Here is a 25,866-nt window from a genome sequence, read left to right on the forward strand (position 1 = left end):
ACAGGTCATCTTACCCGCCCATGATCATATAAACTACTAGTCAAACACCTGAGTTTTTGAATAGGTTGGTCTTTGGGTAGAGTATAGGTTATACCTTGAGTGTTATGAATTATTCATCAGCAGTTCTTACAGTTATGTAGTTAGGTAGCGATATCTTTACCGCCTAATTTGTAAGTGAGGTAAATAATTATGACATTAGCAGTCATCGCACCAGAATTTATGGTTGAATTGACTACACAGGAGCAACAGCTGCTCTGTGGAGGAAGACGACGCTGTCCTCGGCGTGTCATCGTCCCCCGTTGTGGTTCCTACTTCCGTGTAAGAGGCGGAGGTGGCGGCTTTGGCGATGGATTTGAGGATGACTTTGGTGATAGATTTTAACTTAGCTAACCCTACAAACTCTCTGAGGTAATGAGGGATAGGAAATAATCTGATGTGGAGATGTGGTATTTCTATATCTCTACATCAAAAATGTCCGGATTGACCAAAAAACACATGAATAATAGTTTATCCCCAATCTCCATCCCGAAAACTTATGGACATCCCCCATCGCGTATCAGTTCGCTACAAAGATACGTCTTATAACAGTAATGAAATTCGCCTGAAAACTTTCCGCCTTGGTTTGAAAATGTGGGACGAACAAACTAAACCACGACAAACAGAGCTTTATAGTTTTATCTTATCTTGTTTAAAACAAGTTGACCGCCAAGACCGTTATATGTTTTCTTTGCTGTTTGTGGAGTTAGCTGATATCATCCGCAACTCTCGGTTAGACAGAAGTATGAAAGAGATGTTAATTAAAACTGCTTTTAGTGAGTTTGCTTACGCTATAGCCGATTTGGAAGATGGGGGTAAATAACTAATCATAACTAATCCAATCGCTCCAACTACCAGCATAAAGTTTTCCGGTGTGAATATTAGCTAGTTCTAAGGAAAGTAAATTTACACAGGCAGTGACACCGGAACCACAATAAACTATAATTTCTGGGGATGTTGCTAGTTTATCCCATCTTTGGCGTTGCTGTGAGGGTGAAAGTAAATAGCCGGATGAGTCGGTAATTTCCAACCAAGGATAGTTAACTGCACCGGGAATGTGACCAGCAATTTTATCTATTGGTTCTCGTCCCCCCCTGTAGCGATCGCCTTCTCTGGAATCTACTAAGGTGACTGTGGGTAGGTCTTTGCGAGTTTTGACGGTTTCATAGTTTACTAATAAGTCCGGATTTACCATTGGTTCAAACTGTCCTGGTCTGGGTTGGGGTATGATATCGGTGACAGGATAACCAGCTTGTTGCCATGCTGTAAACCCTCCATCTAATACGACTACTTGCTGATGTCCTAGGTAGCGTAATAACCACCACAGACGGGATGCAAAGGCGAAGCGGGAATCATCATAGGCTACAACTAAAGTTTTTTGAGAATTTACCCCGATTGCTGCTAATTTCTCGGCGAAATCATGGACATTTGGTAAAGGATGTCTACCGCCATGTTGACCAACAGGACTAGAAAGGTCTAAATTTAAATCTAGGTAATAGGAACCCTCGATATGAGTGGCTTGGTATTGTTGTTTTCCCAGTTGTGGATGAGCCAGAGAAAAGCGACAATCAACAATAACGATATCTGGATCGTTAAGATGTGCAAATAACCAAGCAGGGGAAACAGCAATTTGGGTGTTATTCATGACAAGTGCAACGCCAAATTTAGAAGAATTTAAACCACAAGTAACAGCAGATGGTTCATTCACCTTTGTCTCTGATGAGTTTGGTGAATTGTTTCATAGCCATTTTGGAGCTAAACAGGAAAGTTTTTTAAAGTTTGTAGCTCCTACTGGATTAGAAACCTCTGCTGTTAAACCAAGTTTGCGAATTTTAGATATTTGCTATGGTCTAGGATACAACACAGCCGCCGCTTTGCAGACAATTTGGGCGGTGAATCCCCATTGTGATGTAGAGTTAATTGGCTTAGAACTGAATCCATCTGTACCACAAGCAGCGATCGCCCATGGGTTATTTGATAATTGGCACTATGAGTATAAGGCGATTTTAACTCAATTGGCTGTTGAGCAGCAAGTGAAAACAAGTCGGTTTCAGGGGAAACTGCTGATTGGGGATGGGAGAAATTTAATTACCCAGGTACATCAATCAGGGTTTCTCGCTGATGCAATTTTTTTAGACCCCTTTTCTCCTCCCCGGTGTCCTCAGTTATGGACTGTGGAGTTTATCCACAAGGTAGCTGGGTGTTTACATCCCCAAGGTTTGCTAGCAACTTATTCTTGTGCTGCTGCGGTGCGCACGGCGCTGTTAGCTGCGGGGTTAGAAATCGGTTCTACTCCTCCTGTGGGTAGGCGATCGCCTGGTACAATTGCGGCATATCCTGGGAATAGTCTCCCACCCCTTGGTGAATCGGAAAAAGAGCATTTACAAACCCGTGCTGCTGTTCCTTACCGCGACCCACAATTAATAGATGCTGCTGATGTCATCCTCAGACGACGGAACCAAGAACAGGAAGTTTCTCCCCTAGAACCTACTTCTAGTTGGCGCAAACGCTGGTTTTCAGCAAAATAGTCTCACATCAGCTATATGACATCACATTGATAAGCTGGTATGATTTGAGGCCAAATCTATGATAACTAAATTATGGTAGTTGTAGCAATTCTGGCGGCGGGACGGGGTACAAGGATGAAATCACACTTACCCAAGGTTTTACACCATTTGGGGGGGCGATCGCTAGTACAAAGAGTTCTTGACAGTGTAGAACCGCTTTTACCCTCACGACGGATGGTGATTGTAGGGTATCAGGGTGAAGAAGTGAAAACCGCCATCAAATCCCCGGTTTTAGAGTTTGTGGAACAAACCGAGCAGCTGGGGACAGGTCACGCTATCCAGCAACTACTACCCCATTTACAGGGTTATACTGGGGATTTGCTGGTTTTAAATGGGGATGTCCCTTTATTACGCACTCAGACCCTCAAAAACTTATTACAAACTCACCAAGACAATCATAACGCCGCTACTATCCTGACTTCTCACGTTCCTGAACCCCAAGGCTATGGGCGGGTTTTTTGTAATAGTGAGAATGTAGTGCAGCAAATTGTGGAACATAAGGACTGTACCGCTGCTCAAAGACAAAATCGCCGCATTAATGCGGGGGTTTATTGTTTTAATTGGCCGCAATTAGAGCAGGTTCTACCCCACCTACAAGCAAATAATGCTCAGAAGGAATATTATCTCACTGATGCTGTGACTCAAGTGGGTCAGGTGATGGCTGTGGATGTGGAAGATTACCAAGAAATTTTAGGCATTAATGACCGCCTACAATTAGCCACAGCATACGAAATTTTACAAGGGCGAGTCAAAGAAAAATGGATGACTGCTGGTGTTACCCTGATTGACCCCCACAGCATCACTATTGATGATACGGTAGAGTTACAGGCAGATGTGATTATTGAACCTCAAACCCACCTGCGAGGTCATACTTTTATTAATACCGGGAGTCGCATTGGACCTGGGTGTTTAATTGAAAATAGCCACTTGGGTGAAAATGTCAGGGTGCAGTATTCGGTAATTACTGATAGTGTGGTGCAGACTGGTAGTAAGATTGGTCCCTATGCTCATTTACGCGGTCATGCTGAGGTAGGTAGTCATTGCCGGGTCGGTAATTTTGTAGAATTGAAAAATACTCAGTTAGGCGATCGCACTAATGCGGCACATTTATCATACTTAGGCGATACAACCACCGGTCAACAAGTCAATATTGGCGCTGGGACAATTACCGCTAACTATGACGGTGTGAACAAACATCATACCACCATAGGCGATCGCACTAAAACCGGTTCTAATAGTGTTTTAGTAGCACCGGTGACTTTAGGTGATGATGTTTACGTAGCCGCAGGTTCCACTGTCACAGAAGATGTTCCTGATAATTCCTTGGTAATTGCTCGTAGTCGTCAGGTAGTCAAACCAGATTGGCAGATAAAAAAGGATGGTTAAATTAGTTAGATTAATAGTGTAGCCCAAATTCTCGTCTTCAACATGGAAGAACTACTAGAACTCAGGCGACTTCTAGAACAAGGCAAAATTGAGCAAGCTTTACTGCTGGTGGATGAGTTAGAAGAAATGAGCCTCAGCGACAAAATCAATAAAATTGATAGTTATGGGGTTATTCTTCTCATCCACTTAATTAAACAGCAAGCAGAAAAACGTTTAACTCGCTCTTGGGAGATTTCCATGGCCAATGCTGTGCGGGAAATCAAAAAAATCAATCAGCGGCGCAAATCAGGGGGTAATTATCTCAACTATGCACAAATGCGCGATATTCTCCAACAAGGATATGAAATAGCACTCAAAAAAGCATCCGTAGAAGCCTTTGAAGGGCGTTATGAAGCTGAAGAATTAGCCACTATGGTTGAAGAATCAGAAATATTAACGCAGGCTTTACAACTCATTCATGGTTGAAGTCTCACCCCAGCCTAACCCTCCCCTGACAAGGGGAGGGGACTAGATAGCCTTCCGGTGAATTTAACAATAGCCGATTAACTGGCCATCATTCCATTCTAAAGTATCACCAATCGCCTCACCATTATGATAGGCAGCAAGTAAGACTTGACTGGTTTTACCCCATGAGATTACCCCAGTCGCATCTAGTGCGATCGCCCCTAAATCCCGATGATTTTGACTCGCCTCCGTAAAGGAGCGCTGCATTGCATCCTTGAGAGACATACCATCATTTACCCGCACCACAATCTTAGCGGCTAAACACTCATCAATAATATCCTCCCCAATACCGGTACAGCTAACCCCAGCATAACTAGAAGCATAATTACCAGCCGGCATAGCAGAATCACTGACTCTACCAATGCGCTCAAAGCCTTTACCGCCGGTAGAAGTACCCGCAGCCACACAACCATAAGTATCTAAAACTACTACGCCAATAGTCCCCCGCCCTGCATTACTACTTGGGGCTAATTCCGGTTCTGCCACCACACCAGCCATAGTGCTTTGAAAATTATCCTGGCGTTCTTGTATCCATTCTTGTAATCTTAAATCAGTTAAAGCATTATAACTGGGAATTTGTAACTCCCGTGCTAGTTCCGCCGCTCCGTAGTCCGACAGTACCCGGTCTGGGGAACTTTGTAAAAATTGTGCTAACTCAATGGGATTTTTTACCCGTGAAACATTAATTACACCACTAAAACGCCCCGATGCGCCATTCATCAAAGAAGCACTCATACGAATTTGACCATCCGATTGCAGTACCGAACCAGTACCAGCATTAAAGCGGGGGTTATCTTCTAACATTCTGCAACCTTGCAACACCGCCTCAGATGCAGTTGCGCCTGACAGTAGTAGAGAATAAACCGCCTCGACTATGGTATGTAGTGAATGGCGTACGGACTCTAAACCTCCTTTACCTTGGAGAGAACTACCAGCTCCCCCATGAATAATTACTTTTGGTTGCACCCTCATGATTTATCACCCTTGCGCTATGTGCGTGTGTATTCCCATTAATGTAACTAGGAAATAGTGTTTTTTGCAGTCCCTTTAATTTTGAACTTGAGAACGACGACGACGACAACGTTCTGAGCAGTATTTCACCTCATCCCAACAATCTTGCCATTTTTTGCGCCAGGTGAAGGGACGTTGACATACAGGACAGATTTTTTCAGGTAGGTCGGATTTAGATACTTTACGCCCCATATATGTGAGGTAAACGGTGTTTGAGTTTTAGGGAAGAGGGAACAGGGAACAGGGAACAGGGAACAGGGAGCAGGGAGCAGGGAGCAGGGAACAGGGAACAGGGAACAGGGAGTAAGGAGTAAATTGGTGTGTACTTCATAAGACACACCAAAAGGCTTTATATTCAGATTGATGAGCGGATGTCATCACACAAGCCCCTATCTTCCTGACTGACCTCGGAACTATTCTGGAGATAATTCCGCACCCAATCACAATTGCGCTGTATTAAAGAGTCTAAATCTAAATCTAAATCCCAGATTTTGATGGGCTTGTCGTAACTCCCAGAAGCTAATTTGCCGTCGCGGCTGATGGTGACGCTCAAAACCCAGCTACTATGCCCTTCCAGGGTGCAGATTAGGCCACCAGTGGCTAAATCCCAGATTTTGATGCTGTCGTCCCAACTCCCAGAAGCCAAGGTTTTGCCGTCCGGGCTGATGGTGACGCTCGAAACTACGTCATTATGCCCTTGGAGGGTGCGCTTCAGGTTACCGGTATTTAAATCCCAGATTTTGATGGTGTTGTCATGACTCCCAGAAGCCAAGGTTTTGCCGTCCGGGGTGATGGTGACGCTCGAAACACCGCCATTATGCCCTGGGAGGGTGCGGATTAGGTCCCGCGTACCTAAATCCCAGATTTTGATGGTCTTGTCACCACTCCCAGAAGCTAAGGTTTTGCCGTCCGGGCTGATGGTGACGCTCAAAACCGTGCTATTATGCCCTTCCAGGGTGTGGATGATTTTCTGGGTGTCTACATCCCAGATTCTGATAGTCTTGTCAGTACTCCCAGAAGCCAAGGTTTTGCCGTCCGGGCTGATGGTGACGCTCAAAACCCCGCCATTATGCCCTTCCAGGGTGCGCCACAGGTCTCCCATACCTACATCCCAGATTTTGATGGTGTTGTCCCAACTCCCAGAAGCCAAAGTTTTGCCGTCCGGGCTGATGGTGACGCTATTAACCTCTCTATCATGCCCTTGGAGGGTGCGCCGAAGTTCCCCCGTACCTAAATCCCAGATTTTGATGGTGTTGTCATCACTCCCAGAAGCCAAGGTTTTGCCGTCCGGGCTGATGGTGAGGCTATAAACCCCTCTATCATGCCCTTGGAGGGTGCGCCGAAGTTCCCCCGTACCTACATCCCAGATTTTGATGGTGTTGTCCCAACTCCCAGAAGCCAAGGTTTTGCCGTCCGGGCTGATGGTGACACTCGAAACCCCTCTATCATGCCCTTGCCAGCGCCAGCGCTGGCTGGCGTAAAAAATATTTTGTAATGCAGCAATTACCTCGGGATGGTTTTCCCTTCTATCCTGAAGGATTTTCCCGGCTCTAATAGCCTCGACCAGGGCCATTAACTGATTATGTTCTTTAAACAGAGACAAGCTATACCGCCCCAGAGATTCGGCTTCATTTAGTTCGGCTTGGTTCCGCTGTTGCATAGCTGTTAGACCCAAGGCAATACTGACCACCACTGCTACTAAGGAACCCGCCGCAATTCCCCAAGCGGTGGTGATTTCCCGTTTTCGCCGTGCAATTTCCACCTGTTCTATGCGGCTCTGTTCTTGAATACTCTGCTCAATAAACTCTCGTTCATCAATTAAATCCTCTGGGCGCTCTTGCAGTTTTTCCTGGGCTTGGGCTAGTGCAGCCCCACGCAACAATGAACCAGGATCTTTATCCGTGGCTTTCCATTGTTCCTTGGCGGCTCTGAGTCTTTCTTGCCAGGCTCTAAACTCCCGGTTACTATCTATCCATGTCCGCAGTTCTCCCCAGTTACGAATTAACGCCTCATGGACTACTTCCACTGTTTCTTGTGCGGTGACGTTACGACTAGTCACCACTAACCGCGCATCTGCTAATTCTTTGATTAACGACCAACTTTCTTCCCCCATTTCTGCTTTCACTGCTATGCGTCTTGTGTCTTCGGCTCCCTCCCCTGGGCGTACTAGTTGAATAAAAATCCGCTGGACTTTTTCTTTTTGTGCTGCTGTCAAGTTGCCATATTTCTCATCTGCATAGCGAGCTAATGCTCCCTCTACTTCCCCAATTGCTTCATAAATGCTGTGAGTTAATTGTTTACCCAGGCGCTGGTTCCACAACTGTGTTAGGGCAAACTCTAGTAATGGTAAATTTCCTGGCTGGTCTGCTACATCATCTAAAATTCTTTCTACTAGTCCCCCCTCAAAGGATACTCCTAATTTCTCTGCCGGTTTGGTAATCACCTGTGTGAGTTCCTCCCGGTTCATGGCGGCAATTTTCAGGTCAGCATTTTGCAAAACGTCGGCAAAGGGACGATAGGATAGGGCATTGGCGAGGAAGTCCGCCCGCATGGTGGTAACTAAAACCATCTGGGAGCTTGGTTTTGTTAAACTAGCTAGTAGGCAATCTAAAAACTGATGGCGAATTTCTTGCTGGGGACATAGGGTATAAATTTCTTCAAATTGGTCTGCTATCAGTAACACCCGGTGAGTCGGGTGGTTCTGCTGAATTTGGGCGAAAACATCGGATAAACTGATAGTGCCTTGTTCTAAGTATGTGGCTAAGGTGCGCCCTTGGGCTATTTTTTCTGTGGCGTTTAATTCGGGGGTATAAAGTGGAACTAATGCTAAGGCTAGGGCATGGAATGGCTCTGAACCAGGGCGAAAGTGGGTAAATTGCCAACTACCTTGTTTTTGTAACCTAGGTACTAATCCCGCTAAGACTACTGAGGATTTACCGCTACCTGATGCACCCAGTAAGGGGATAAATTTACGGCTTTGTGTAGCAGTATACAGTTGTTCGATAAATATTTCCCGCCCAAAGAAAAAATCTGCTTCCTCTGGTCCAAAGTGAAATAAGCCTTGATAGGGACAAGGGAGATTTTCATCATCTGGGCTGGATGGGCTTGGGGGGTTGACTTGTTCTCTGTAGTAGAAGTAGTTGTAAATAACGTTATGTTCGCCAACTACAGCACTTTTGACTTCTTGTTCAAAGGGTGAATGATATTGAGAACTTGTTTGATCCACTGAATTACTCGACTTTTAAGTAAATATAGTTAGGTAAATGTATTGTTCTGTGTGTTGCGATCGCCTACTTGCGCCCCCTTCACTTCTCCTTGAAAGACTGTATTATACTTAGATGCTGCCGGTTCTTCAGCTTCTCCCTGCTTCAGTAATTTTTCTGCTAACTCAATGATTTTATGATCCTGCTCTGCACTTAAATTAATTAACTCTTCTTTGAGTAATTCCTTAAATGCTGGTGATTCTAACTTTTTCTCGTACTTGTCTATAATATTACTATCATCTTCTTTACCCTGGTCAGCAAACCTCTTTTTAATTAAGGTTTTCAACCCTTCATAGGTATCTCTAACTGCTTTCTCTGCGGTATCTTTACTAGCAGCTACAGCACCGGCGCTTAAAGCCGCAATAATCATAGAAATAGGGTCCATATTTCATCCTTAATTAGTTTTATGGGAGAAAATAGTTAATAATGGGGATAGGGAACAGGGAACAGGGAACAGGGAACAGGGAGCAGGGAGCAGGGAATAGGGAATGGGGAATGGGAAGAATGTCGGATATTAATGACTTTAAAGACTTAATGATTTGGCAAAAAGGGATGGATATTGCTGAAAGATGCTACTTCCTAACTAAACTTTTTCCCAAAGATGAGTCATATGCTATGGTTCAACAAATCAGAAGAAGTGCAGTATCTATTCCAGCGAATATAGCTGAAGGATATGGACGACGATATAAAGGAGAATATGTAAGATTTCTAAACATAGCGCAAGGGTCAGTTAATGAATTAGAAACTCACATAATTTTATCAGAGCGGGTAGGATTATGCACAGAAAAAGATATAGAAATGATTCTTAACCTATTAAAAGAGGAAAGCCGAATGATTATTAGTCTTATTAAAAAACTCGAAAATTAAAATTTTTTCCACCTGTTCCTAATTCCCCATTCCTCATTCCCTATTCCGCATCTCCTATTCCTAATTCCTAATTCCTTCTTCCCTGTTCCCTGTTCCCCGTTCCCCATTCCCCATTCCCCATTCCCCATTCCTTCTTCCCTGTTCCCTGTTCCCTGTTCCCTGTTCCCTCAAGTAAAACCGACAATGGATTTTTACCAAGTAATTCGTCCCGTATTATTTAATGTCATCAAGGCTGACCCAGAGTGGTTACATCAGCAAACTATTAGTACTTTAAACTGGCTCTCCCACACTCGCAACCCTTCTGCTCATTGGGTTAATCGACGTTTACAGCAGTCTTTATGTCTGCAAGACCCACGCTTAGAACAAAATTTATGGGGGCTAAGGTTTCCCAACCCTTTGGGGTTAGCAGCGGGTTTTGATAAGGATGGGGTGGGGGCAAAAATCTGGTCTAGTCTGGGTTTTGGTTTTGCAGAACTAGGAACTGTGACTTTTGTACCCCAACCAGGAAACCCCCGTCCGCGGTTATTTCGGTTACCATTGGATCAAGCTGCTCTTAATCGCATGGGTTTTAATAATAGTGGTGCTGCAGCAATGGCTACCAGACTCAGCACAGATTACCAAGATTTAGGGCGAACAATTCCCATAGGGATAAATTTAGGTAAATCTAAGGTGACACCCCTAGAGGAAGCAGGGGAAGATTATTTACATAGTTTTCGCTTACTCAAGGACTTGGGTGATTATTTTGTGGTTAATGTTTCTTCTCCTAATACTCCAGGTCTGCGATCGCTCCAAGATGCTGCTATGCTGAGTACCATCTTGGATTTATTACAACAGGAAAACCAGACACAAAAGCCGGTTTTTGTCAAGATTGCCCCGGATTTAACCTGGGAGGCGATCGCAGACATTATCAGTTTAGCGAAAACTTACCAATTAGCTGGGATTATTGCCACTAATACTACCATTAGCCGGGATAGATTGAGAACTCAAGTAATTGAGCAAACAGGCAAATCACCCCAGGAGGAGCCTGGGGGAATTAGCGGTGCGCCGGTACGCGATCGCTCCACTGAGGTAATTAGGTATATTTGGCAGCAAACCCAAGGAACCATCCCTATTATTGGTGTCGGTGGCATTTTTACCCCCCAAGACGCTTGGGAAAAAATCACTGCAGGTGCTAGTTTAATTCAAGTATACACCGGTTGGATTTACCAAGGACCAATGATGGTGCGCCGTATTCTGGAAGGTTTGCTGTTAGAACTGGAAAAACATCAGTTAAATTCCATCACCGAGGCTGTAGGTATCAACAATTGTGAATAACTAAACATCAATCATGTTTCACCTTCCTCTAGGGGAAAAAACTCCTTAGTTTTTTCTGAGTATTTCCAAGCAATACTATCAGGGTCTCTGTTGCGACTCCACTCCGAAAAGTCTGGATCATTACGCCGTTTATACACCGTGCTAGAATACACATTTAGTCGCTTGGCTAGTTCCGATTGGATGAGAGAACCAAACATTAACTGTTGTTCTAGTGAGCGCTTAACTGCTTGATGGGTTTCTGGTGGTGGTGCTTCAGTTTCTGATTCTAAATTTACTGGTGGGGTTGCTGGTGGGGCTAAAAGAGATAGGTTTCTTTGAGTGACTGAGGAAGGTGAAACTTGTGTAACCGGTTCGCTACTGTCCAGGATATCGCCGAGAATACTGGCGCTGATAAAGTAATAAACCTCACCGCCATCCTGTGAAGGCTGTATACTCGCACCGAACTCACTAGCTTTACTATCTAAATAGCGTTTTGCCGTTGTTCCGGAAAAATTACCCTTAATTGCTAAATCCATGGCGGTAATTTTGCCTTGGGTTTCCCAGAGCAACTCATTAAAAATCGGATTAACTTGCTCAGTCCACTTTTGCCATTGATATTCTTGCACAGCCCGGAAGCCAATGATTACCATTAACATAACCAGCAAAATTTTCCAGGTAGCAACCAGGAAAATAATTAAAAACGAGATTGGCAAAAGCAGAACGAGAAAACCTTTCCCGCTGCTGTCTATTATTTTTTCACTCATGCCGACCATTGCCAATTGAAGTTTGGGAAAATAATACTATCATCTTGGCAAAAAGTGTGACATTTTTTTGTATCTTTTGGCAAAACTCCCGCCAATCGGCTGTGAAGGGAGGGGGAAAAACTGCCTCCCCCCCTTAAATTACTGAAAATTTATGCTTGTAGCTGACAAAGCAATAAACCAAACCAGCCATCAGCATCAGTCCACCCCTGGATGGGTACTAAACCCCCGGCGGTGAGCTGTTCTTGCATCATGTTAAGATTAAACTTGCGGGAGATTTCTGTGAGGATAGTTTCCCCCGGAGCAAAATCAACGGTGAGGTTGAGGGCGCTTAATTCTACAGACTGCGATCGCAAAGAGCGTAAATGCATCTCAATTTGACTTTGAGCTTCATTGTAAAATGCCCAGTGTTCAAACTGGGTGGTGTCAAAATTCCCTTCAAACTGGTGATTTAAATGCTCTAACATATTCAGGTTAAAAGCTGCTGTCACACCTTGGGCATCATTATAAGCTGGTTCTACGATATGTTTGGGCTTTTGTAAATCTATACCCAGGAGAAAATAATCACCCACTTGTAAAGCGTTGGTAATTTGAGTAAAGAACACATCACATTCTTGGGGATTGAGATTACCTAAACTGCTACCGATAAAACTAATCATTCTGCTGAATAATTTTGTCGGCGATATTTGTGCTAATGCTAACTCATAGGTTGCCACTAGGGCATGAACTTTCAAAGAGGGATAATCTGCTAATAGCTGTTTAGCACTGGTTTCTAATATCCCTGCACTGACATCAATGGGCATATACTGCAGGGTGTGGCCTAGTTGTGCGTAGGCATCTAAGATTATACGAGTTTTGGTGGAACTACCACTACCCAACTCTACCAATTCACAAGGTCCGGTGATCCTGGCAATTTCACCAGCATATTGCTGTAAAATTTTGGTTTCTGTACGTGTGACATAATATTCTGGTAACTCACAGATTTGCTCAAATAAATCAGAGCCACGGTCATCATAGAAATAACGAGCGGGAAGGGTTTTGGGTGTTTGAGTTAATCCCTTAATTACATCACTCCCAGCACTGGGAACAAATAGGGGGTTTTTGGGGATTAAATGCTCTATTTGTAAGCGCTCTTCAATACTATGTTCAGAAGTGAAGCTACTAGCAACCTGAGATATTGACATTCAACCTCCAACTTAATTCCTCATTGAGCATACGGGATACTGTGTATTTCGGCACTAAATAAGTTCGGGTAAGCTTTACCCCACCCAATGAAACACATATTCATAGCCCATCACATCACGCCTGAGCTAGATTAATCAAGTTTTTTTGACGACTTTACTGATTTTATATAAAAAACGAATCGAGTTGAACTAAGTCAAGTTGAAATTTATCGGATAAGTCAGTACAAACAGCTAAACTCAACATTAGACCCAACTAGTTTATGTAACATGAACCAGTTACCCCCGCAGGATTTGCTAGAGATTATTGATCAGCAACTACTACCTAGCTTAGAAATTGAAAGTGTGGACTCACGTAATCCCATCAAGGTCAGGTATCTACCACAACCCTGGCGGCTGATTGGCAAAGGGAATTATGCTGTAGTCGTTTATCATCCTCATCACCCAGATTTAGTGGTAAAAATTTATGCCCCTAATCGCCCAGGCTTTACAGAGGAAATAGAGGTCTATCGTCTTCTGGGTTCTCACCCGGCTTTCTCTGAGTGTTTATATGCTAAAGATAACTTTTTAGTTTTGAAACGGCTTTATGGCACAACTCTGTACGACTGTCTACACCAGGGATTATCTATTCCCAAACAAGTCATACGGGATATTGACCAGGCTCTTGAATATGCTCAAAGTCGTGGACTACGACCCCATGATGTCCACGGTCGTAATGTGATGATGTACCAGGGTAGAGGATTGGTAGTAGATATCTCAGATTTCCTACATCAAGAACCCTGTTCAAAGTGGAATGACCTCAAAACGGCTTATTACTGGTTTTATCTCCCTGTGTTATCCCCATTACGACTGCATGTATCATACTCTACATTAGATATGATTCGTAAATCCTATCGTCTACTAACTGCTGTGAGAAATTCCTGTCGTCAAGTACTCCTGAGATTACCTCAGTGGAAATTGTTCAAACCTTAACTAGTAGCACAGCGAAACCCAGCAAAAATTTGTCGTACATGGGGATGATACCAGTTACGAAAACTAGCACGTAGTCCCCAAGGGCGTGTAGCCCAACTCCCGCCTTTTAAAACCCGGTGCTGCTGGTCAAAATAAACCTGGGAGTAACCAATATAAGGGTAGCTCTGGAAACCATTGTAACCATCAAACCAAGTACTAGTCCACTCCCAGACATTACCGAGAGTGTCGTATAAGCCATAACTACTTTTTCCCGCAGGGTAGTCATTGACTGGTGTCGTCTCACCAATGGAGCGATCGCAGTTACAATATTCAGATGTGGGGAATTTATCCCCCCAAGGATAAACGCGACTACAACCAGCTTTTGCATCCCAACTCGCCGCTTTTTCCCATTCAGCTTCTGTGGGGAGGCGTTTACCCACAAATCGTGAATAGGCTTCGGCTTCATACCAACTAACACCACAAACCGGATGATTGTCCCCATGGCGATCGCCACTCCAGTATAATGGCTGAATTACCTGCTGATTTTCCCGCCATTTCCACCCCGCGGCTGACCACCACCGAGAATCATCATAACCCCCGGCTGCCATAAATAAGCGATACTGTCCACAAGTCACCGGATAGCGGTCAATATAATAAGTTTCTAAATATCTCTTATGGGCGGGGCGCTCATTATCCAGAGCATATACATCATCGCTTCCCTGTTCAAATTCACCAGCGGGGATGAGAATCATCTCAGTAATATTGCTGATTTCACCCCCAGAAATCATCTTTGTCATCTTCACTTTTTCCCGATTCATCAATTCCAGCACAAAGCTGATAATTTCACAATGTTGGCTTTCATGCTGAATCAAAAAGCGCCAAAGACGTTCTTCTTTTTCAATATCAATCACTTCCAGGCGTTCCAAAACCTGTTTTCTGACCGTTTCCAAGAAATAAAGTATTTCCTGCAGATGGGGTAACTGTACACGTTGTGATTTAGGTAAACCATCAGCTGCAAATAGTTTGCGGTATTGGGGGAAAGGACAAGGGAGACCCCCGCTATGTTCTAGTAACCATAAAGACTCAATAAAGCCAATATGCCCTAAGTGCCAACCCACAGGACTAAAATCAGGATGAGGTTGACTACAAAATGTCGATTCCTCCATACCCTCAAACAGGGTCTGGGTTTTAAGGCGACATTCCACCAAAGCGTTAAAAATAGCCTCTTTGAGACTAGATTGATTTAATCTGGATATCACGGTCTTCTCCCACACTGATAATGCTATTTTCTGGACAAGCAGTCCAATTACCAGTAAATAACGGTTCGGAGGCAATAATTACAGATTGGGGAAAATTGAGGTCATCTTTGAGCCAATATAGGGATGGTGCGGGGGTACTGCTAGAAAAGCGCGAAGCAATCAAACGATGACCATCAGTAAAGACTATGTTGGCGGAAACCGTTACTTGATGGAGTTTTGCCATTTCTAATAAGATGACTAAGGTACTGTGTAAAGCATCTTCGGGAGGTAGCTGTTGATTGATTTGACCTTGAGACAGTAGCAGGGCGAAAATATGTTCTGAGTCCGTACTACCATGAATGTGGTCGTAAAAATCAGGAGTTAATTGATTACGGATTTTTCGGTATATTGATTGACGAAAGTTCTCAATATATCCATTGTGAATAAATAGCTGTTGTTGGTGGTGGAAGGGCTGACAATTGGCAAAATCTAGGGCTTGTCCCGGTGTGGCGCTGCGAACATAACCTAGTATACATTCAGATTCTACATAACGGCTCAGATGAGGCAGGTTTAAATCGTTCCAGATGGGTAGGGTATTTCTGTAGGTAAATGGGGCGGTATCTTTTTGGCGATGATACCAACCTATACCAAAGCCATCTGCATTCACTACCCCAGCGGTCATTTCCCGCGGTTGGTAACTCTGAACTATTAAGGAATGTTCCGGTTTATATAGTATGTCTTCTAGGGTGACGGGTTGACCCAGGTAGGCAAGTAAGCGGCACATAGGGGAATTTTACTGTATAAGAGCTAATTTTGCTCTATTCTACCCCGCCGGGTATAGACGTTCTCCCTCAATGTCTCTACTGATTAAATAGATTGTGCTATTTAGTACCTAATGAAGAATGCGATCGCTTGATTTTGCTGGACAATATCCCCGACTTTTCTGGAGATTTACAGCGCATTTTATCTGAGTGAGGTATTGAGGGGCGGGCAGGATGCCCACCCCTCAAGATTTATGATGCTAAGGTGTGTATTTTATTTACTTGAAAACTGCTGTATGGTCAGAAGTGGGGGATATGAGGAGTAGCTCTTAACCCCTGACCCGTCAACCGTCAACAGTCAACAGTCAACAGTCAACGGTTCGACTCCGCTCACCGACCACCCTCAACAGTCAACCGTCAACGGTTCGACTCCGCTCACCGACCACCGTCAACAGTCAACCGTCAACACCATGACCATTAACGCCCCCGCCAAATCTTGATACCATCCTCACTCCCAGAAGCTAAGGTTTTACCATCGGGGCTGAAGGCTACTGAAGTAACCCTACTTGAATGTCCCGTGAGGGTGGCGATTTCCCTCCCCGTGGCGACATCCCACAATTTGATGGTTCTATCCTCACTCCCAGAAGCTAAGGTTTTACCATCCGGACTGAAGGCTACTGAAAAAACCAGATTTGAATGTCCGGTGAGGGTGGCGATTGACCTCCCGGTGCCGACATCCCACAATTTGATGGTGTTATCAATTCCGCGAAAACTCTCACTCCCAGAAGCTAAGGTTTTACCATCGGGGCTGAAGGCTACTGAAGTAACCCTACTTGAATGTCCCGTGAGGGTGGCGATTTCCCTCCCCGTGGCGACATCCCACAGTTTGATGGTCAGAAGTCGGGGATATGAGAGTCAAACGTCAACTGTGGTAGCCAGGAGCGATCGCTATTTATTGTACTTATGTATTATATAGTTTAGAATCCCCTGTGTTTCAACCAGAAGATATGTCAATTATACTGTTATATCTAACACCCAGTCGGATTTATCCGACTTTAGCTTTTAGACGGGGGTTTCTAACCCCCGGTTCCCTCAAAAATCATCTCAAATTGCAAAAGAATGTTTTCATTCAACAATCAGTATTCTAGCCATTTTGTTGGAACTTCGGTAATGGTTAACTGGTGCCTTGTGCGATCTGCAGCAGCGCTTTGCGACTAATAACGAATCCGTGGGTCAATATAGGCGTTGAGAATGTCAATTAATATGCTGGCGGTAACCACAATTGCCCCAAAAAATACTAATATTCCCTGGACTGTGGGATAGTCGCGGTCAGAAATAGCTTGATAGAGACGATTGGCTAAACCAGGCCAGGAAAATGTTACCTCAGTTAAAACCGCACCACCCAGGAGGGAAGCAAAAGTTAATCCTAACACTGTAATTACTGGGATGAGGGCATTTTTTAGGGCATGGGATACCAAAATCTTATTTTCATGGATTCCTCTGGCTCTAGCGGCTTCTACATAGTCGGCTTTGAGGGTTTGTTTAAGATTTACCCTGACAATGCGCTCAAAAATGCCACTGAGTAATATTCCTAGGGTCAGGCTCGGCAGGGTTAGATGGTGCAAAGATACCAAGAACTGGGTAAAATTACCTGTGAGCAAACTATCAATGGTATATAGTCCAGTGATGGACACAGGAGCAGGAAGATTAGGGGGAAACCGGTTAGAAGTAGGAAACCAACGCAATTGTACAGAAAAAATCAACTGTAAAAGCATTCCCGCCCAAAACATGGGGATTGCGTAAGTAATAATACCGAATAAACGCCCGCCAATATCAAAATAAGTACCGGGACGAGATGCAGCAACAGTACCGGCGACAATACCGACTATCACTGCTACCGCCATACTGCATACCGCTAATTCTACAGTGGCTGGGAAATATTGCCCAATGATCTCCCATACATCCTGTCCCCGACTGGTTAAGGAGGTTCCTAAATCAAAGCGCAATAAGTTAACTAGATAATTACCATACTGGAGCCACAGGGGAAGATTTAAACCTAGTTCTTGGCGTAACTCTTCCTTAGCTGCTTCTGGCGCACGTCCCCCTAGAATTGCATCTGCGGGGTCTCCCGGTGTGGCTCGCAGTAATAAAAATACGATAGTAATAATAGTTAACAGTTGCAGGGGTGCTAGAAGTAACCGAGAGGCAATGTAATATTGTAAAGCCTGAGAACGAGACATATTTTAATCTTTAATTGTTAACAGAATATCTGATAGCTGGCATTGACCAGCTATATAAACTTGATATCAGCTAAAAGTCTTGTGGGGTCGCTATCCTGCCGGACTTAGTAACAAATCGCCCTTCTACTGCTTGCTGATACTCCGATAAATTAAATTTTGGGTGGGGTCAAGTTGGACGTTGTTAACTCCGTTGTGAGCAAATATATAATCTTTGGTTTGCCATAAGGGAATATAAGGGACATCATTGGCGACTTGCTCTTGAATTTCTCGGAAAATTGCCTCACGCGCTGCGGGGTTTTGCTCTTGGCGTTGTCGTGCAATTAGTTTATTCATGGTTTGGCTGTAGTAAAAGGAACCCTGACTTTGACTACCTCCATTTTGACACCCTTGAGACTGGGAGCCTTTTTGACAAGATAAGAATGGGTATACATAATTGTCTGGGTCTAAAAAGTCGGGATACCAGTCAAGTAACGCCGCTGGATATAGACCCCTGGAAATGTCTTTAAAGAAGGTGGCGCTTTCCACATTATTAACTTCTATTTGTAGTAGTCCTCCCATTTCTCGATCAGCTAATGATTTAAGAGTTTGTGCGGCTAAACTGCGATTAGCTGAGGTGGAGGGGTGCCAAATTTCGACCTTGGCGGGTTTTTCTGGGGAGAAGCCAGCTGCGGTTAATAATTCTTGAGCTTTTTGAAAGTTACCATCGCCATATTTCTCTTGAAATACTGGCTGGGAAACTTTAAAGGTGGTAGGAATTATGCTGTACAATGGCCGGGCTTGACCAAGTAAAACTCTTTGGTTTAAAAGTTGACGGTCAATCATAGCCGCTATAGCAGCTCGCACTTCTGGTTGATCTAAGGGTGGCTGATTGCGGTTGAATACCATATAACTCACTACGCTACCCTCAGCAGTAATATTTTGCCAATCGCCTTTTTCTCCTGCTGCTTCTAAGCTGCGAATTTGCTCTGGTTGTAGGGATAGATAGGCTATATCTACTGTACCTGTACGGAAGGCGTTAAATAAATTTACTGGGCTAGTCTGTATTTGGATGTTAACCCCCTGATTGGCTGGTTTTTCCCCCCAGTATTTCTCAAATACATCTAATCTCAGGGAATCTGTGCCATATTGAGCTAACTTATATGGACCAGTCCCTACAAAGATATTGGGCTGAAATTTACCCGCCCCAATTTCGTAGGACTTGGGTGATACTGCACACAACCCAGAAAATGCTAAGAGTGAGGGAAAGGCGGCAAATGGTCTTTTGAGCTTAATGGTTAACTTATAATCATCTGTCGCTTTTACTGATTCTACTGTATCAGATAGTAAAAAAGATGGCTTACCTTTATTCTCCATAAATCGCCTCATACTAAACTCCATAGCTTGGGCGTTGAACAGAGTATCATCGTGAAAAACCACTCCCTGACGTAAGGGGATGGTATAAGTTAAACCATCAGCGCTGACTTGGGGTAATGCTGTTGCTAATTGGGGTTTAATTTCTGTGTTACCTGGTTCATAAGTGTACAGGCGATCGCTCATATTGAACACCAAACCCAAGGAAGCCAACTCGTAGGTATCTGCGGGGTCGAGGGTTCTGGGTTTGAGAGTTGTACCGACAGTAATCCGACCGTCACCGGTAGGAGTGGGTAAATTCCCTGTCTGCTTACCAGGAGCGCAACTGACAACCAAAAGTAGACAAAGAGAAAACCATGATAAAAATTTTGTGATGGCGCTCCATCGTCTCACGGTCAAGAAAAACGAGATCATACTATTGTGATTTTTCCAATTAGCGGTCAACTATCATACTATGACACATAGGCTAAATACTTAACTATTCGCAACATAGTTGGGATTAGGAGTTTCAAGAGTCTTAATGACACGCTTGCAAACAAGGGCACCAATTAGTTACACTTTTTAAAACATTCTCATTTTTTGCTTGGCAATTGCTGAGACGCTCAAAAGGTGGCTGACTTAAGGGCGGCATTTCCTGATTTACCAACGTTTTACAGGCGTTTGGCTGGTTACTCAAACACCAGTGAGGAATTTTCCACAAAGAAAAACCCTCTAAAGTCATACAGGCGATCGCCTACTCTCTAGAGTCAAGTTCCCCAGAGTCCGACAATATTGCCAAACTAGCCATAGTCTCTGAGGTAGTCCTAAACCGACTATTTTATAGACAAAAATATACTTATGTTGACAAGCATTGACATAAGTGAGTTAAGAAAATCGCCCACTTGATATATAATCCTACGATATCAAGTATTGAATTAAGACTATTGCCAAGGCGAAAACCAAGCAATGATAGCGGTAGTCTTTCTTGTAAATCTCAACTTGAGAAATATCGCGTCTGGCTAAGGCGTGCAAGTCTACTGAGGGATAACCGCTCCCATGCTCCCGTTGAAGTAGAAAGTAAAGTCTAGCTTTGTCTAGGTTTTATATAGCAGACTGGCAATAAAAAAAACTCAAAGAGTTGGCTGAATGGCGGTAAAACAGCGACATAGGAGGATTAAACCCACCTAAGCCACTGCAAACCTTAAACGGTTCCGTCCCTCAGAACCTCAGTAAGAAAATTCCTTTGTAAACATAATTCATCGAGGAGGAGCGTAGTCGATGGGACTACCCTGGTACCGAGTACATACAGTCGTTCTGAATGATCCAGGACGGTTGATTTCTGTACACTTGATGCACACAGCCCTAGTTGCAGGCTGGGCTGGTTCAATGGCATTGTACGAACTAGCTATTTATGACCCCAGTGATGCAGTTCTTAACCCGATGTGGCGTCAAGGTATGTTTGTACTACCTTTCATGGCCCGTTTAGGCGTTACCGAATCTTGGGGTGGTTGGAGCGTCACCGGTGGACCTGCAAGTGACCCTGGTTTCTGGTCTTTTGAAGGTGTAGCTGCGGCTCACATCGTCCTTTCCGGTTTATTGTTCCTAGCAGCCGTTTGGCACTGGGTTTACTGGGATTTGGAACTCTTTAGAGATCCTCGCACTGGTGAACCTGCTTTAGATTTGCCAAAAATGTTTGGCATTCACTTGTTCTTATCCGGTCTACTTTGTTTTGGTTTTGGTGCTTTTCACCTCACCGGACTATTTGGCCCTGGTATGTGGGTTTCTGACGCCTACGGAATCACTGGTAGCATTCAGCCAGTAGCGCCAGAATGGGGTCCGGCGGGTTTCGACCCATTTAACCCTGGTGGCGTTGTGGCTCACCATATCGCCGCAGGGGTTGTTGGTATTATTGCGGGTTTATTCCACCTGACAGTTAGACCCCCCGAACGGCTATACAAAGCCCTACGGATGGGGAACATTGAAACCGTACTTTCTAGCAGTATTGCGGCGGTGTTCTTCGCAGCATTTATAGTTGCTGGGACTATGTGGTACGGTAACGCTACCACCCCTATTGAACTGTTTGGACCTACTCGTTATCAGTGGGATCAAAACTACTTCACTCAGGAAATTGAGCGTCGCGTACAAAGCAGTTTGGCTGAAGGCGCTACCCTCTCAGAAGCTTGGGGAGCAATTCCTGAAAAACTGGCTTTCTATGATTATGTGGGTAATAGCCCAGCTAAAGGTGGTCTATTCCGTACAGGCCCAATGGTCAAGGGTGATGGTATCGCCCAATCTTGGCAAGGTCACGCGGTATTCAAAGATGGTGAAGGTCGGGAATTGACCGTGCGTCGTCTACCCAACTTCTTTGAAACCTTCCCAGTGATCTTGACTGATGCTGATGGAGTCATCCGCGCTGATATTCCTTTCCGTCGGGCAGAATCCAAATATAGCTTTGAACAAACTGGTGTTACCGTTAGCTTCTATGGCGGTGACCTAGATGGTCAAACCTTTACAGATCCAGCCGATGTGAAGAAGTACGCCCGTAAGGCTCAAGGTGGCGAAATCTTTGATTTCGACCGCGAAACCTTGAACTCTGACGGTGTATTCCGTACCAGCCCCAGGGGTTGGTTTACCTTCGGACACGCTGTATTTGCTCTTCTGTTCTTCTTTGGTCATCTCTGGCACGGTTCTCGGACAATCTACCGAGACGTATTTGCCGGTGTTGATGCTGACCTGGAAGAACAAGTTGAATGGGGTCTGTTCCAGAAAGTTGGTGACAAGACCACCCGTGTACGTAAGGAAGCGTAAGCAATTCCTCTGATTTCTGAGGATTAGGGGCTGGGGAATGGTTTTTGCCATAACCCAGTCCCAAGACCTACCCGTAACAAAGACGCTTGATGCCTGGTAATTAGCCACAAAAGTCGTCAAATACTCAAAAACCATAATTACTGACTAATTAATGACGCAGGAGCTTTTAATATGGAAAGCGTTGCATATATCTTGATTTTGGCTTTGGCCATAGGAGTTCTTTTCTTTGCGATCGCATTCCGCGAACCCCCCCGCATCGAAAAGAAAGAAGAAAAATAAACTGCTCTTACCGGAATGTTAAGGGCATTTAAATCTTATTATTCGCCGATCACAATGGTGTGATCGGCGGATATGTCATTTTGTCAATACCCAGGCAGTGTTAAATCAGCATAAAAAAATCATTGCAGTCATAAAATAATATGATATAATCTAATATCTGGAAGTTAATATGTTTTAATACTAGCTTTTATAAGCTAATATAAAAAAAGATGTAGGTGTACCTGCCTCGTAGTGCCTTGCATATACATCACGCCTATGCCACAACCTTTACGGAGACTAGAACCAGGAACAAATCAGCATGGTCAATCAGAACTTAACCGCTACAGAAATTGGATTCACTCACGAAGATTTCGCTGCTCTACTTGATAAGTATGACTATCACTTTAGCCCTGGGGATATTGTCCCGGGCACAGTTTTCAGTATAGAGCCGCGCGGCGCTCTGATTGACATAGGTGCTAAAACAGCAGCCTACATACCTATACAAGAAATGTCTATTAACCGGGTCGATGCCCCGGAAGAAGTTTTACAATCCAACGAAACCAGAGAATTTTTCATCCTGACCGATGAAAACGAAGATGGTCAGCTCACCCTTTCCATTCGTCGCATCGAATATATGCGGGCTTGGGAACGTGTGCGGCAGTTACAAGCAGAAGATGCTACTGTTCGCTCCGGTGTGTTTGCTACTAACCGCGGTGGTGCATTAGTCCGCATTGAAGGATTACGCGGCTTTATCCCCGGATCTCATATTAGTACCCGCAAAGCCAAAGAAGAATTGGTGGGCGAAGAACTACCATTAAAATTCCTAGAAGTGGACGAAGAACGCAACCGCCTAGTTCTCTCCCACCGTCGAGCGCTGGTTGAGCGCAAGATGAACCGTCTGGAAGTGTGCGAAGTGGTCATCGGTACGGTTCGTGGTATCAAACCCTACGGTGCATTTATTGATATTGGTGGTGTGAGCGGACTGCTACACATTTCGGAAATCTCCCACGAGCATATTGATACACCTCACAGCGTATTCAATGTCAATGATGAAGTTAAAGTCATGATCATTGATTTGGATGCAGAAAGAGGTAGGATTTCCCTGTCTACCAAGCAGCTGGAACCAGAACCCGGTGATATGATTAAAAACCGTGATTTGGTTTATGATAAAGCCGAAGAAATGGCAGCTAAGTATCGCGAACAGATGTTAGCTAAACAGCAAGGTATTACCGCTGCGCCTACCGAAGCTGAGGAGGTTGTGGCTGCTGAGGAGGCGCTAGAAGCTACAGCAGAAGCTCCGGCTACAGAAGAAGTATCAGCTGTAACTACAATAGATGCGGAAGCCCCAGTAGCAACCGATTTTGAAGACGAGATTCCGTCTGCTGTTGAACAGGAATGATTTGCTCACTTTCTTTGATAAAAATATCGCGGTAAGCGGGAAACTCAGCGGCTTTAGCCCTGACAGGGAGGCGACTTGGTGGTTACAACCACCGTTGTCTTTGCTTGTGAAAAGTAGCCAGTAAGCTAGGCTTAGACTTTAGCCGACTGGGTAGACGGTATTTGACGATCATAGCGAGAGTAAGACTGTGGGGTTGGACATAAAGTTATTCTGTCAGCAGAATATCAGTGTCTTTAGACCTGAGAGTGTCAATAATGCTTTTGTTAAAACAAGGTTAAAAAAATCCTGGTCACGAAATTCTCAAACATAAAGCCGAGAACCAAGGTCTTATTATAGATTTAGATTCAGGAATTTTTTAACAGGTGCGCGCTTAATTTATCTGGAGTGCATTGCTTGATACCCCCTGGTTGAGAAACAATCTTAAGTTATGTATTTGTTAGCCTTAGTGAGCAAAAAAGTATCGGTTAAAACCTGTTATCTCAGATGACCAAAAGTGCAAAACTCTCATAATTACTCCCATAATTATGGGAGTAATTATCGGAGTTTTTTACTATATTCTCTACTAAAAACTGTTTATATGAGGTGAAATGGCTTGGTAAATATTAAATGTAGAAATATCAGTTTTGATCAGATCGAGGCAGTTTTTTTTGATAAAAATGGTACATTGGAAGACTCAGAAGCCTATTTGCGATCGCTAGGACAAAAAGCAGTGCGGATCATAGACGCGCAAATACCCGGTATTGGCGAGCCCTTATTAATGGCTTTTGGTATCAACAGCGACACCCTAGACCGGGCCGGTTTAATCTCGGTAGCTAGTCGCAGGGAAACAGAAATCGCCGCAGCTGCATATATTGCCGAAACTGGGAGAGGATGGTTTGAGTCTTTAACAATCGCTCGCAAATCCTTAGAGGAAGCGGAAAAATATCTTAGTACCACTCCAGCGCCACTATTTCCAGGTAGTTTAGAGCTATTAAAATCCTTATCAGCCGCAGGAATCAAACTGGGGATAATTTCCGCCTCCACCACAGCGGAAGTCCGTGATTTTGTCACCAGATACCAATTGCATGATTACATCCAGGTGCAAAAAGGAGTAGATGACGGACCGAGTAAACCAGATCCCATCTTGTTTTTACAGGCTTGTCAGGCTTTGGGGGTAGAACCTGGTCATAGCTTGATGGTAGGGGATGCGGTCGGTGATATGCAAATGGGGCGTAATGCTCAAGCCGCAGGTTGCATTGGTATTACCTGGGTGGGTCAATCAGATCATGTCCGGGGTGCGGATGTGGTAATTAATCAACTAGATGAAATTCAAATTTTGGCAGATTGAGTGATTATTGATGTTTGTCACCTCATTATCACAGAAATAGAAAAAAGTCAATATTAAATGTTAAAATGTGAATACCGGCGATTTTCACATTTGCTATACAAATCATGCAAAACACAGAAACAACCTTACCGCTTCGCCTGTGGACAGTTGAAGAATACCACCGGATAGCTGCGGCTGGGATTTTTGCTGTAGACGAGCGAGTGGAACTTCTAGAAGGAAAGATTATATGGATGATTGCTAAAGGAACAGCTCATAGGTCAGCAGTGGGAAGAACAGATTACTTGCTCAAGAACAGATTAGCAAATCTGGCTTGGGTATCCATTCAAGACCCCATTAAGTTAAATGAAATGTCTGAACCAGAGCCAGATATTGCTGTCGTCAAAGTAGATCCTTTAGACTATGCAGACCATCATCCTACACCACCAGAAGTTTATCTGATTATTGAGGTAGCAGATAGTAGTCTGAAAATAGACTGTGACACTAAAGCAAAAGCCTACTCCCAAGCCGGAATTACAGATTATTGGGTGCTAGATGTAACTAGCCGTCAATTACACGTTTTTCGGGAACCCACTCAGTTAGGGTATGAAAGCGCAGCGATTTTGCCAGAAGATGCGACTATTTCCCCCTTGGCGTTTCCTGATTTACAAATTCTAGTTTTAGAAATGCTACCACCAGTTAAGTAATAT

At 44.2% G+C, this 25,866-nt stretch carries 24 protein-coding genes and 1 pseudogene; 13 read left to right on the forward strand and 12 right to left on the reverse strand.

Features of this window, described 5'->3' with window-relative positions; genetic code table 11:
• Positions 1 to 189 precede the first annotated feature (189 nt).
• Positions 190 to 381 (forward strand): hypothetical protein, encoded by a 192-nt coding sequence (locus NWP21_RS13015; RefSeq protein ID WP_280793035.1) that lies wholly within the window; start codon positions 190 to 192, stop codon positions 379 to 381.
• A gap of 154 nt (positions 382 to 535) precedes the next feature.
• The gene (locus tag NWP21_RS13020; RefSeq protein WP_280793036.1) at positions 536 to 859 is read left to right on the forward strand and encodes a hypothetical protein; all 324 of its coding nucleotides are present in this window, start codon (positions 536 to 538) and stop codon (positions 857 to 859) included.
• On the opposite strand, the gene NWP21_RS13025 is transcribed toward NWP21_RS13020, so the two are convergent.
• Positions 860 to 1,681 (reverse strand): sulfurtransferase, encoded by an 822-nt coding sequence (locus NWP21_RS13025; RefSeq protein ID WP_280793037.1) that lies wholly within the window; start codon positions 1,679 to 1,681, stop codon positions 860 to 862.
• Between NWP21_RS13025 and NWP21_RS13030 the strand changes: the two genes are divergently transcribed.
• The 3 genes from NWP21_RS13030 (at position 1,680) to NWP21_RS13040 (ending at position 4,454) form a co-directional block, all read left to right on the forward strand.
• The gene (locus NWP21_RS13030; protein WP_280793038.1) at positions 1,680 to 2,564 is read left to right on the forward strand and encodes an MnmC family methyltransferase; all 885 of its coding nucleotides are present in this window, start codon (positions 1,680 to 1,682) and stop codon (positions 2,562 to 2,564) included. The genes NWP21_RS13025 and NWP21_RS13030 overlap by 2 nt on opposite strands.
• A 72-nt stretch (positions 2,565 to 2,636) precedes the next feature.
• Entirely contained in the window at positions 2,637 to 3,989 is a 1,353-nt protein-coding gene (gene glmU, locus NWP21_RS13035; protein WP_280793039.1) for a bifunctional UDP-N-acetylglucosamine diphosphorylase/glucosamine-1-phosphate N-acetyltransferase GlmU, read from the forward strand.
• A 42-nt stretch (positions 3,990 to 4,031) separates the two neighbouring features.
• The gene (locus NWP21_RS13040; protein WP_280793040.1) at positions 4,032 to 4,454 is read left to right on the forward strand and encodes a DUF29 family protein; all 423 of its coding nucleotides are present in this window, start codon (positions 4,032 to 4,034) and stop codon (positions 4,452 to 4,454) included.
• A gap of 63 nt (positions 4,455 to 4,517) precedes the next feature.
• On the opposite strand, the gene NWP21_RS13045 is transcribed toward NWP21_RS13040, so the two are convergent.
• The 4 genes from NWP21_RS13045 to NWP21_RS13060 form a co-directional block, all read right to left on the reverse strand.
• Positions 4,518 to 5,465 carry an isoaspartyl peptidase/L-asparaginase gene (locus NWP21_RS13045; protein ID WP_280793041.1) on the reverse strand — a complete coding sequence of 316 codons (948 nt, stop codon included), beginning with the start codon at positions 5,463 to 5,465 and terminating at the stop codon, positions 4,518 to 4,520.
• Positions 5,466 to 5,540: 75 nt separating this feature from the next.
• Entirely contained in the window at positions 5,541 to 5,696 is a 156-nt protein-coding gene (locus NWP21_RS13050; RefSeq protein ID WP_271732329.1) for a DUF2256 domain-containing protein, read from the reverse strand.
• 163 nt (positions 5,697 to 5,859) lie between these two features.
• The gene (locus NWP21_RS13055; RefSeq protein WP_280793042.1) at positions 5,860 to 8,730 is read right to left on the reverse strand and encodes a WD40 repeat domain-containing protein; all 2,871 of its coding nucleotides are present in this window, start codon (positions 8,728 to 8,730) and stop codon (positions 5,860 to 5,862) included.
• A gap of 29 nt (positions 8,731 to 8,759) precedes the next feature.
• A complete protein-coding gene (locus NWP21_RS13060; protein WP_280793043.1) occupies positions 8,760 to 9,152 on the reverse strand; it encodes a hypothetical protein in 393 nt (130 codons plus the stop codon).
• A 119-nt stretch (positions 9,153 to 9,271) separates the two neighbouring features.
• Between NWP21_RS13060 and NWP21_RS13065 the strand changes: the two genes are divergently transcribed.
• Both NWP21_RS13065 and NWP21_RS13070 read left to right on the forward strand, forming a co-directional pair.
• A complete protein-coding gene (locus NWP21_RS13065) occupies positions 9,272 to 9,634 on the forward strand; it encodes a four helix bundle protein (RefSeq protein WP_280793044.1) in 363 nt (120 codons plus the stop codon).
• 183 nt (positions 9,635 to 9,817) lie between these two features.
• A complete protein-coding gene (locus tag NWP21_RS13070; protein WP_280793045.1) occupies positions 9,818 to 10,948 on the forward strand; it encodes a quinone-dependent dihydroorotate dehydrogenase in 1,131 nt (376 codons plus the stop codon).
• A gap of 11 nt (positions 10,949 to 10,959) precedes the next feature.
• Here the strand turns inward: NWP21_RS13070 and NWP21_RS13075 are convergent, their stop codons facing one another.
• The gene (locus NWP21_RS13075) at positions 10,960 to 11,691 is read right to left on the reverse strand and encodes a hypothetical protein (RefSeq protein ID WP_271732327.1); all 732 of its coding nucleotides are present in this window, start codon (positions 11,689 to 11,691) and stop codon (positions 10,960 to 10,962) included.
• Positions 11,692 to 11,840: 149 nt separating this feature from the next.
• On the reverse strand, positions 11,841 to 12,872 hold the full coding sequence (gene egtD, locus NWP21_RS13080) for an L-histidine N(alpha)-methyltransferase (RefSeq protein WP_271732326.1): 1,032 nt from the start codon (positions 12,870 to 12,872) through the stop codon (positions 11,841 to 11,843).
• 267 nt (positions 12,873 to 13,139) lie between these two features.
• Here egtD and NWP21_RS13085 point away from each other — a divergent pair, with 267 nt between their 5' ends.
• Positions 13,140 to 13,841: a serine/threonine protein kinase gene (locus tag NWP21_RS13085; protein ID WP_280793046.1), complete on the forward strand. Its 702-nt coding sequence runs from the start codon at positions 13,140 to 13,142 to the stop codon at positions 13,839 to 13,841.
• On the opposite strand, the gene NWP21_RS13090 is transcribed toward NWP21_RS13085, so the two are convergent.
• From NWP21_RS13090 to NWP21_RS13110, 5 genes and pseudogenes are all read right to left on the reverse strand, one after another.
• Positions 13,838 to 15,079, reverse strand: a complete 1,242-nt coding sequence (locus NWP21_RS13090; RefSeq protein ID WP_280793047.1) for an ergothioneine biosynthesis protein EgtB — start codon at positions 15,077 to 15,079, stop codon at positions 13,838 to 13,840. The genes NWP21_RS13085 and NWP21_RS13090 overlap by 4 nt on opposite strands.
• Positions 15,054 to 15,842, reverse strand: a complete 789-nt coding sequence (gene egtC / locus NWP21_RS13095) for an ergothioneine biosynthesis protein EgtC (protein ID WP_280793048.1) — start codon at positions 15,840 to 15,842, stop codon at positions 15,054 to 15,056. Before egtC ends, NWP21_RS13090 begins: the two co-directional genes overlap by 26 nt.
• Before the next feature lie 454 nt (positions 15,843 to 16,296).
• A pseudogene (locus NWP21_RS13100) lies at positions 16,297 to 16,713 on the reverse strand (WD40 repeat domain-containing protein); the annotation flags it as partial.
• Between the two features lie 320 nt (positions 16,714 to 17,033).
• A complete protein-coding gene (locus NWP21_RS13105) occupies positions 17,034 to 18,059 on the reverse strand; it encodes an ABC transporter permease (protein ID WP_271733949.1) in 1,026 nt (341 codons plus the stop codon).
• 123 nt (positions 18,060 to 18,182) lie between these two features.
• Positions 18,183 to 19,823, reverse strand: a complete 1,641-nt coding sequence (locus NWP21_RS13110; protein ID WP_280793049.1) for an ABC transporter substrate-binding protein — start codon at positions 19,821 to 19,823, stop codon at positions 18,183 to 18,185.
• An 843-nt stretch (positions 19,824 to 20,666) separates the two neighbouring features.
• Here NWP21_RS13110 and psbB point away from each other — a divergent pair.
• From psbB to NWP21_RS13135, 5 genes are all read left to right on the forward strand, one after another.
• A complete protein-coding gene (gene psbB / locus NWP21_RS13115; protein WP_280793050.1) occupies positions 20,667 to 22,196 on the forward strand; it encodes a photosystem II chlorophyll-binding protein CP47 in 1,530 nt (509 codons plus the stop codon).
• A gap of 171 nt (positions 22,197 to 22,367) precedes the next feature.
• A complete protein-coding gene (locus NWP21_RS13120; RefSeq protein ID WP_089093525.1) occupies positions 22,368 to 22,475 on the forward strand; it encodes a photosystem II reaction center protein T in 108 nt (35 codons plus the stop codon).
• Positions 22,476 to 22,773: 298 nt separating this feature from the next.
• Positions 22,774 to 23,853, forward strand: coding sequence for a 30S ribosomal protein S1 (locus NWP21_RS13125; RefSeq protein ID WP_280793051.1), 1,080 nt, complete (start codon positions 22,774 to 22,776; stop codon positions 23,851 to 23,853).
• 592 nt (positions 23,854 to 24,445) lie between these two features.
• Positions 24,446 to 25,180, forward strand: a complete 735-nt coding sequence (locus NWP21_RS13130; protein ID WP_280793052.1) for an HAD family hydrolase — start codon at positions 24,446 to 24,448, stop codon at positions 25,178 to 25,180.
• Between the two features lie 104 nt (positions 25,181 to 25,284).
• Complete coding sequence (locus tag NWP21_RS13135; protein ID WP_280793053.1) at positions 25,285 to 25,863, forward strand: Uma2 family endonuclease; 579 nt, start codon at positions 25,285 to 25,287, stop codon at positions 25,861 to 25,863.
• The last annotated feature ends 3 nt before the right edge of the window (positions 25,864 to 25,866 follow it).

It is taken from the genome of Anabaenopsis sp. FSS-46, from assembly GCF_029891665.1.
Classification (GTDB): Bacteria; Cyanobacteriota; Cyanobacteriia; order Cyanobacteriales; family Nostocaceae; genus Anabaenopsis; species Anabaenopsis arnoldii.

Excerpts from the sequence above, each read along its gene's own strand:
- NWP21_RS13120 (WP_089093525.1), top strand. The coding sequence starts at position 22,368 with ATGGAAAGCGTTGCATATATCTTGATTTTGGCTTTGGCCATAGGAGTT.
- NWP21_RS13070 (WP_280793045.1), top strand. The coding sequence starts at position 9,818 with ATGGATTTTTACCAAGTAATTCGTCCCGTATTATTTAATGTCATCAAG.
- NWP21_RS13030 (WP_280793038.1), top strand. The coding sequence starts at position 1,680 with ATGACAAGTGCAACGCCAAATTTAGAAGAATTTAAACCACAAGTAACA.
- egtD (WP_271732326.1), bottom strand. The coding sequence starts at position 12,872 with ATGTCAATATCTCAGGTTGCTAGTAGCTTCACTTCTGAACATAGTATT.
- NWP21_RS13065 (WP_280793044.1), top strand. The coding sequence starts at position 9,272 with ATGTCGGATATTAATGACTTTAAAGACTTAATGATTTGGCAAAAAGGG.
- egtC (WP_280793048.1), bottom strand. The coding sequence starts at position 15,842 with ATGTGCCGCTTACTTGCCTACCTGGGTCAACCCGTCACCCTAGAAGAC.
- NWP21_RS13105 (WP_271733949.1), bottom strand. The coding sequence starts at position 18,059 with ATGTCTCGTTCTCAGGCTTTACAATATTACATTGCCTCTCGGTTACTT.
- NWP21_RS13060 (WP_280793043.1), bottom strand. The coding sequence starts at position 9,152 with ATGGACCCTATTTCTATGATTATTGCGGCTTTAAGCGCCGGTGCTGTA.
- NWP21_RS13125 (WP_280793051.1), top strand. The coding sequence starts at position 22,774 with ATGGTCAATCAGAACTTAACCGCTACAGAAATTGGATTCACTCACGAA.
- NWP21_RS13085 (WP_280793046.1), top strand. The coding sequence starts at position 13,140 with ATGAACCAGTTACCCCCGCAGGATTTGCTAGAGATTATTGATCAGCAA.
- NWP21_RS13025 (WP_280793037.1), bottom strand. The coding sequence starts at position 1,681 with ATGAATAACACCCAAATTGCTGTTTCCCCTGCTTGGTTATTTGCACAT.
- NWP21_RS13135 (WP_280793053.1), top strand. The coding sequence starts at position 25,285 with ATGCAAAACACAGAAACAACCTTACCGCTTCGCCTGTGGACAGTTGAA.
- glmU (WP_280793039.1), top strand. The coding sequence starts at position 2,637 with ATGGTAGTTGTAGCAATTCTGGCGGCGGGACGGGGTACAAGGATGAAA.
- NWP21_RS13015 (WP_280793035.1), top strand. The coding sequence starts at position 190 with ATGACATTAGCAGTCATCGCACCAGAATTTATGGTTGAATTGACTACA.
- NWP21_RS13075 (WP_271732327.1), bottom strand. The coding sequence starts at position 11,691 with ATGAGTGAAAAAATAATAGACAGCAGCGGGAAAGGTTTTCTCGTTCTG.
- NWP21_RS13020 (WP_280793036.1), top strand. The coding sequence starts at position 536 with ATGGACATCCCCCATCGCGTATCAGTTCGCTACAAAGATACGTCTTAT.
- NWP21_RS13045 (WP_280793041.1), bottom strand. The coding sequence starts at position 5,465 with ATGAGGGTGCAACCAAAAGTAATTATTCATGGGGGAGCTGGTAGTTCT.
- psbB (WP_280793050.1), top strand. The coding sequence starts at position 20,667 with ATGGGACTACCCTGGTACCGAGTACATACAGTCGTTCTGAATGATCCA.
- NWP21_RS13110 (WP_280793049.1), bottom strand. The coding sequence starts at position 19,823 with ATGATCTCGTTTTTCTTGACCGTGAGACGATGGAGCGCCATCACAAAA.
- NWP21_RS13040 (WP_280793040.1), top strand. The coding sequence starts at position 4,032 with ATGGAAGAACTACTAGAACTCAGGCGACTTCTAGAACAAGGCAAAATT.
- NWP21_RS13050 (WP_271732329.1), bottom strand. The coding sequence starts at position 5,696 with ATGGGGCGTAAAGTATCTAAATCCGACCTACCTGAAAAAATCTGTCCT.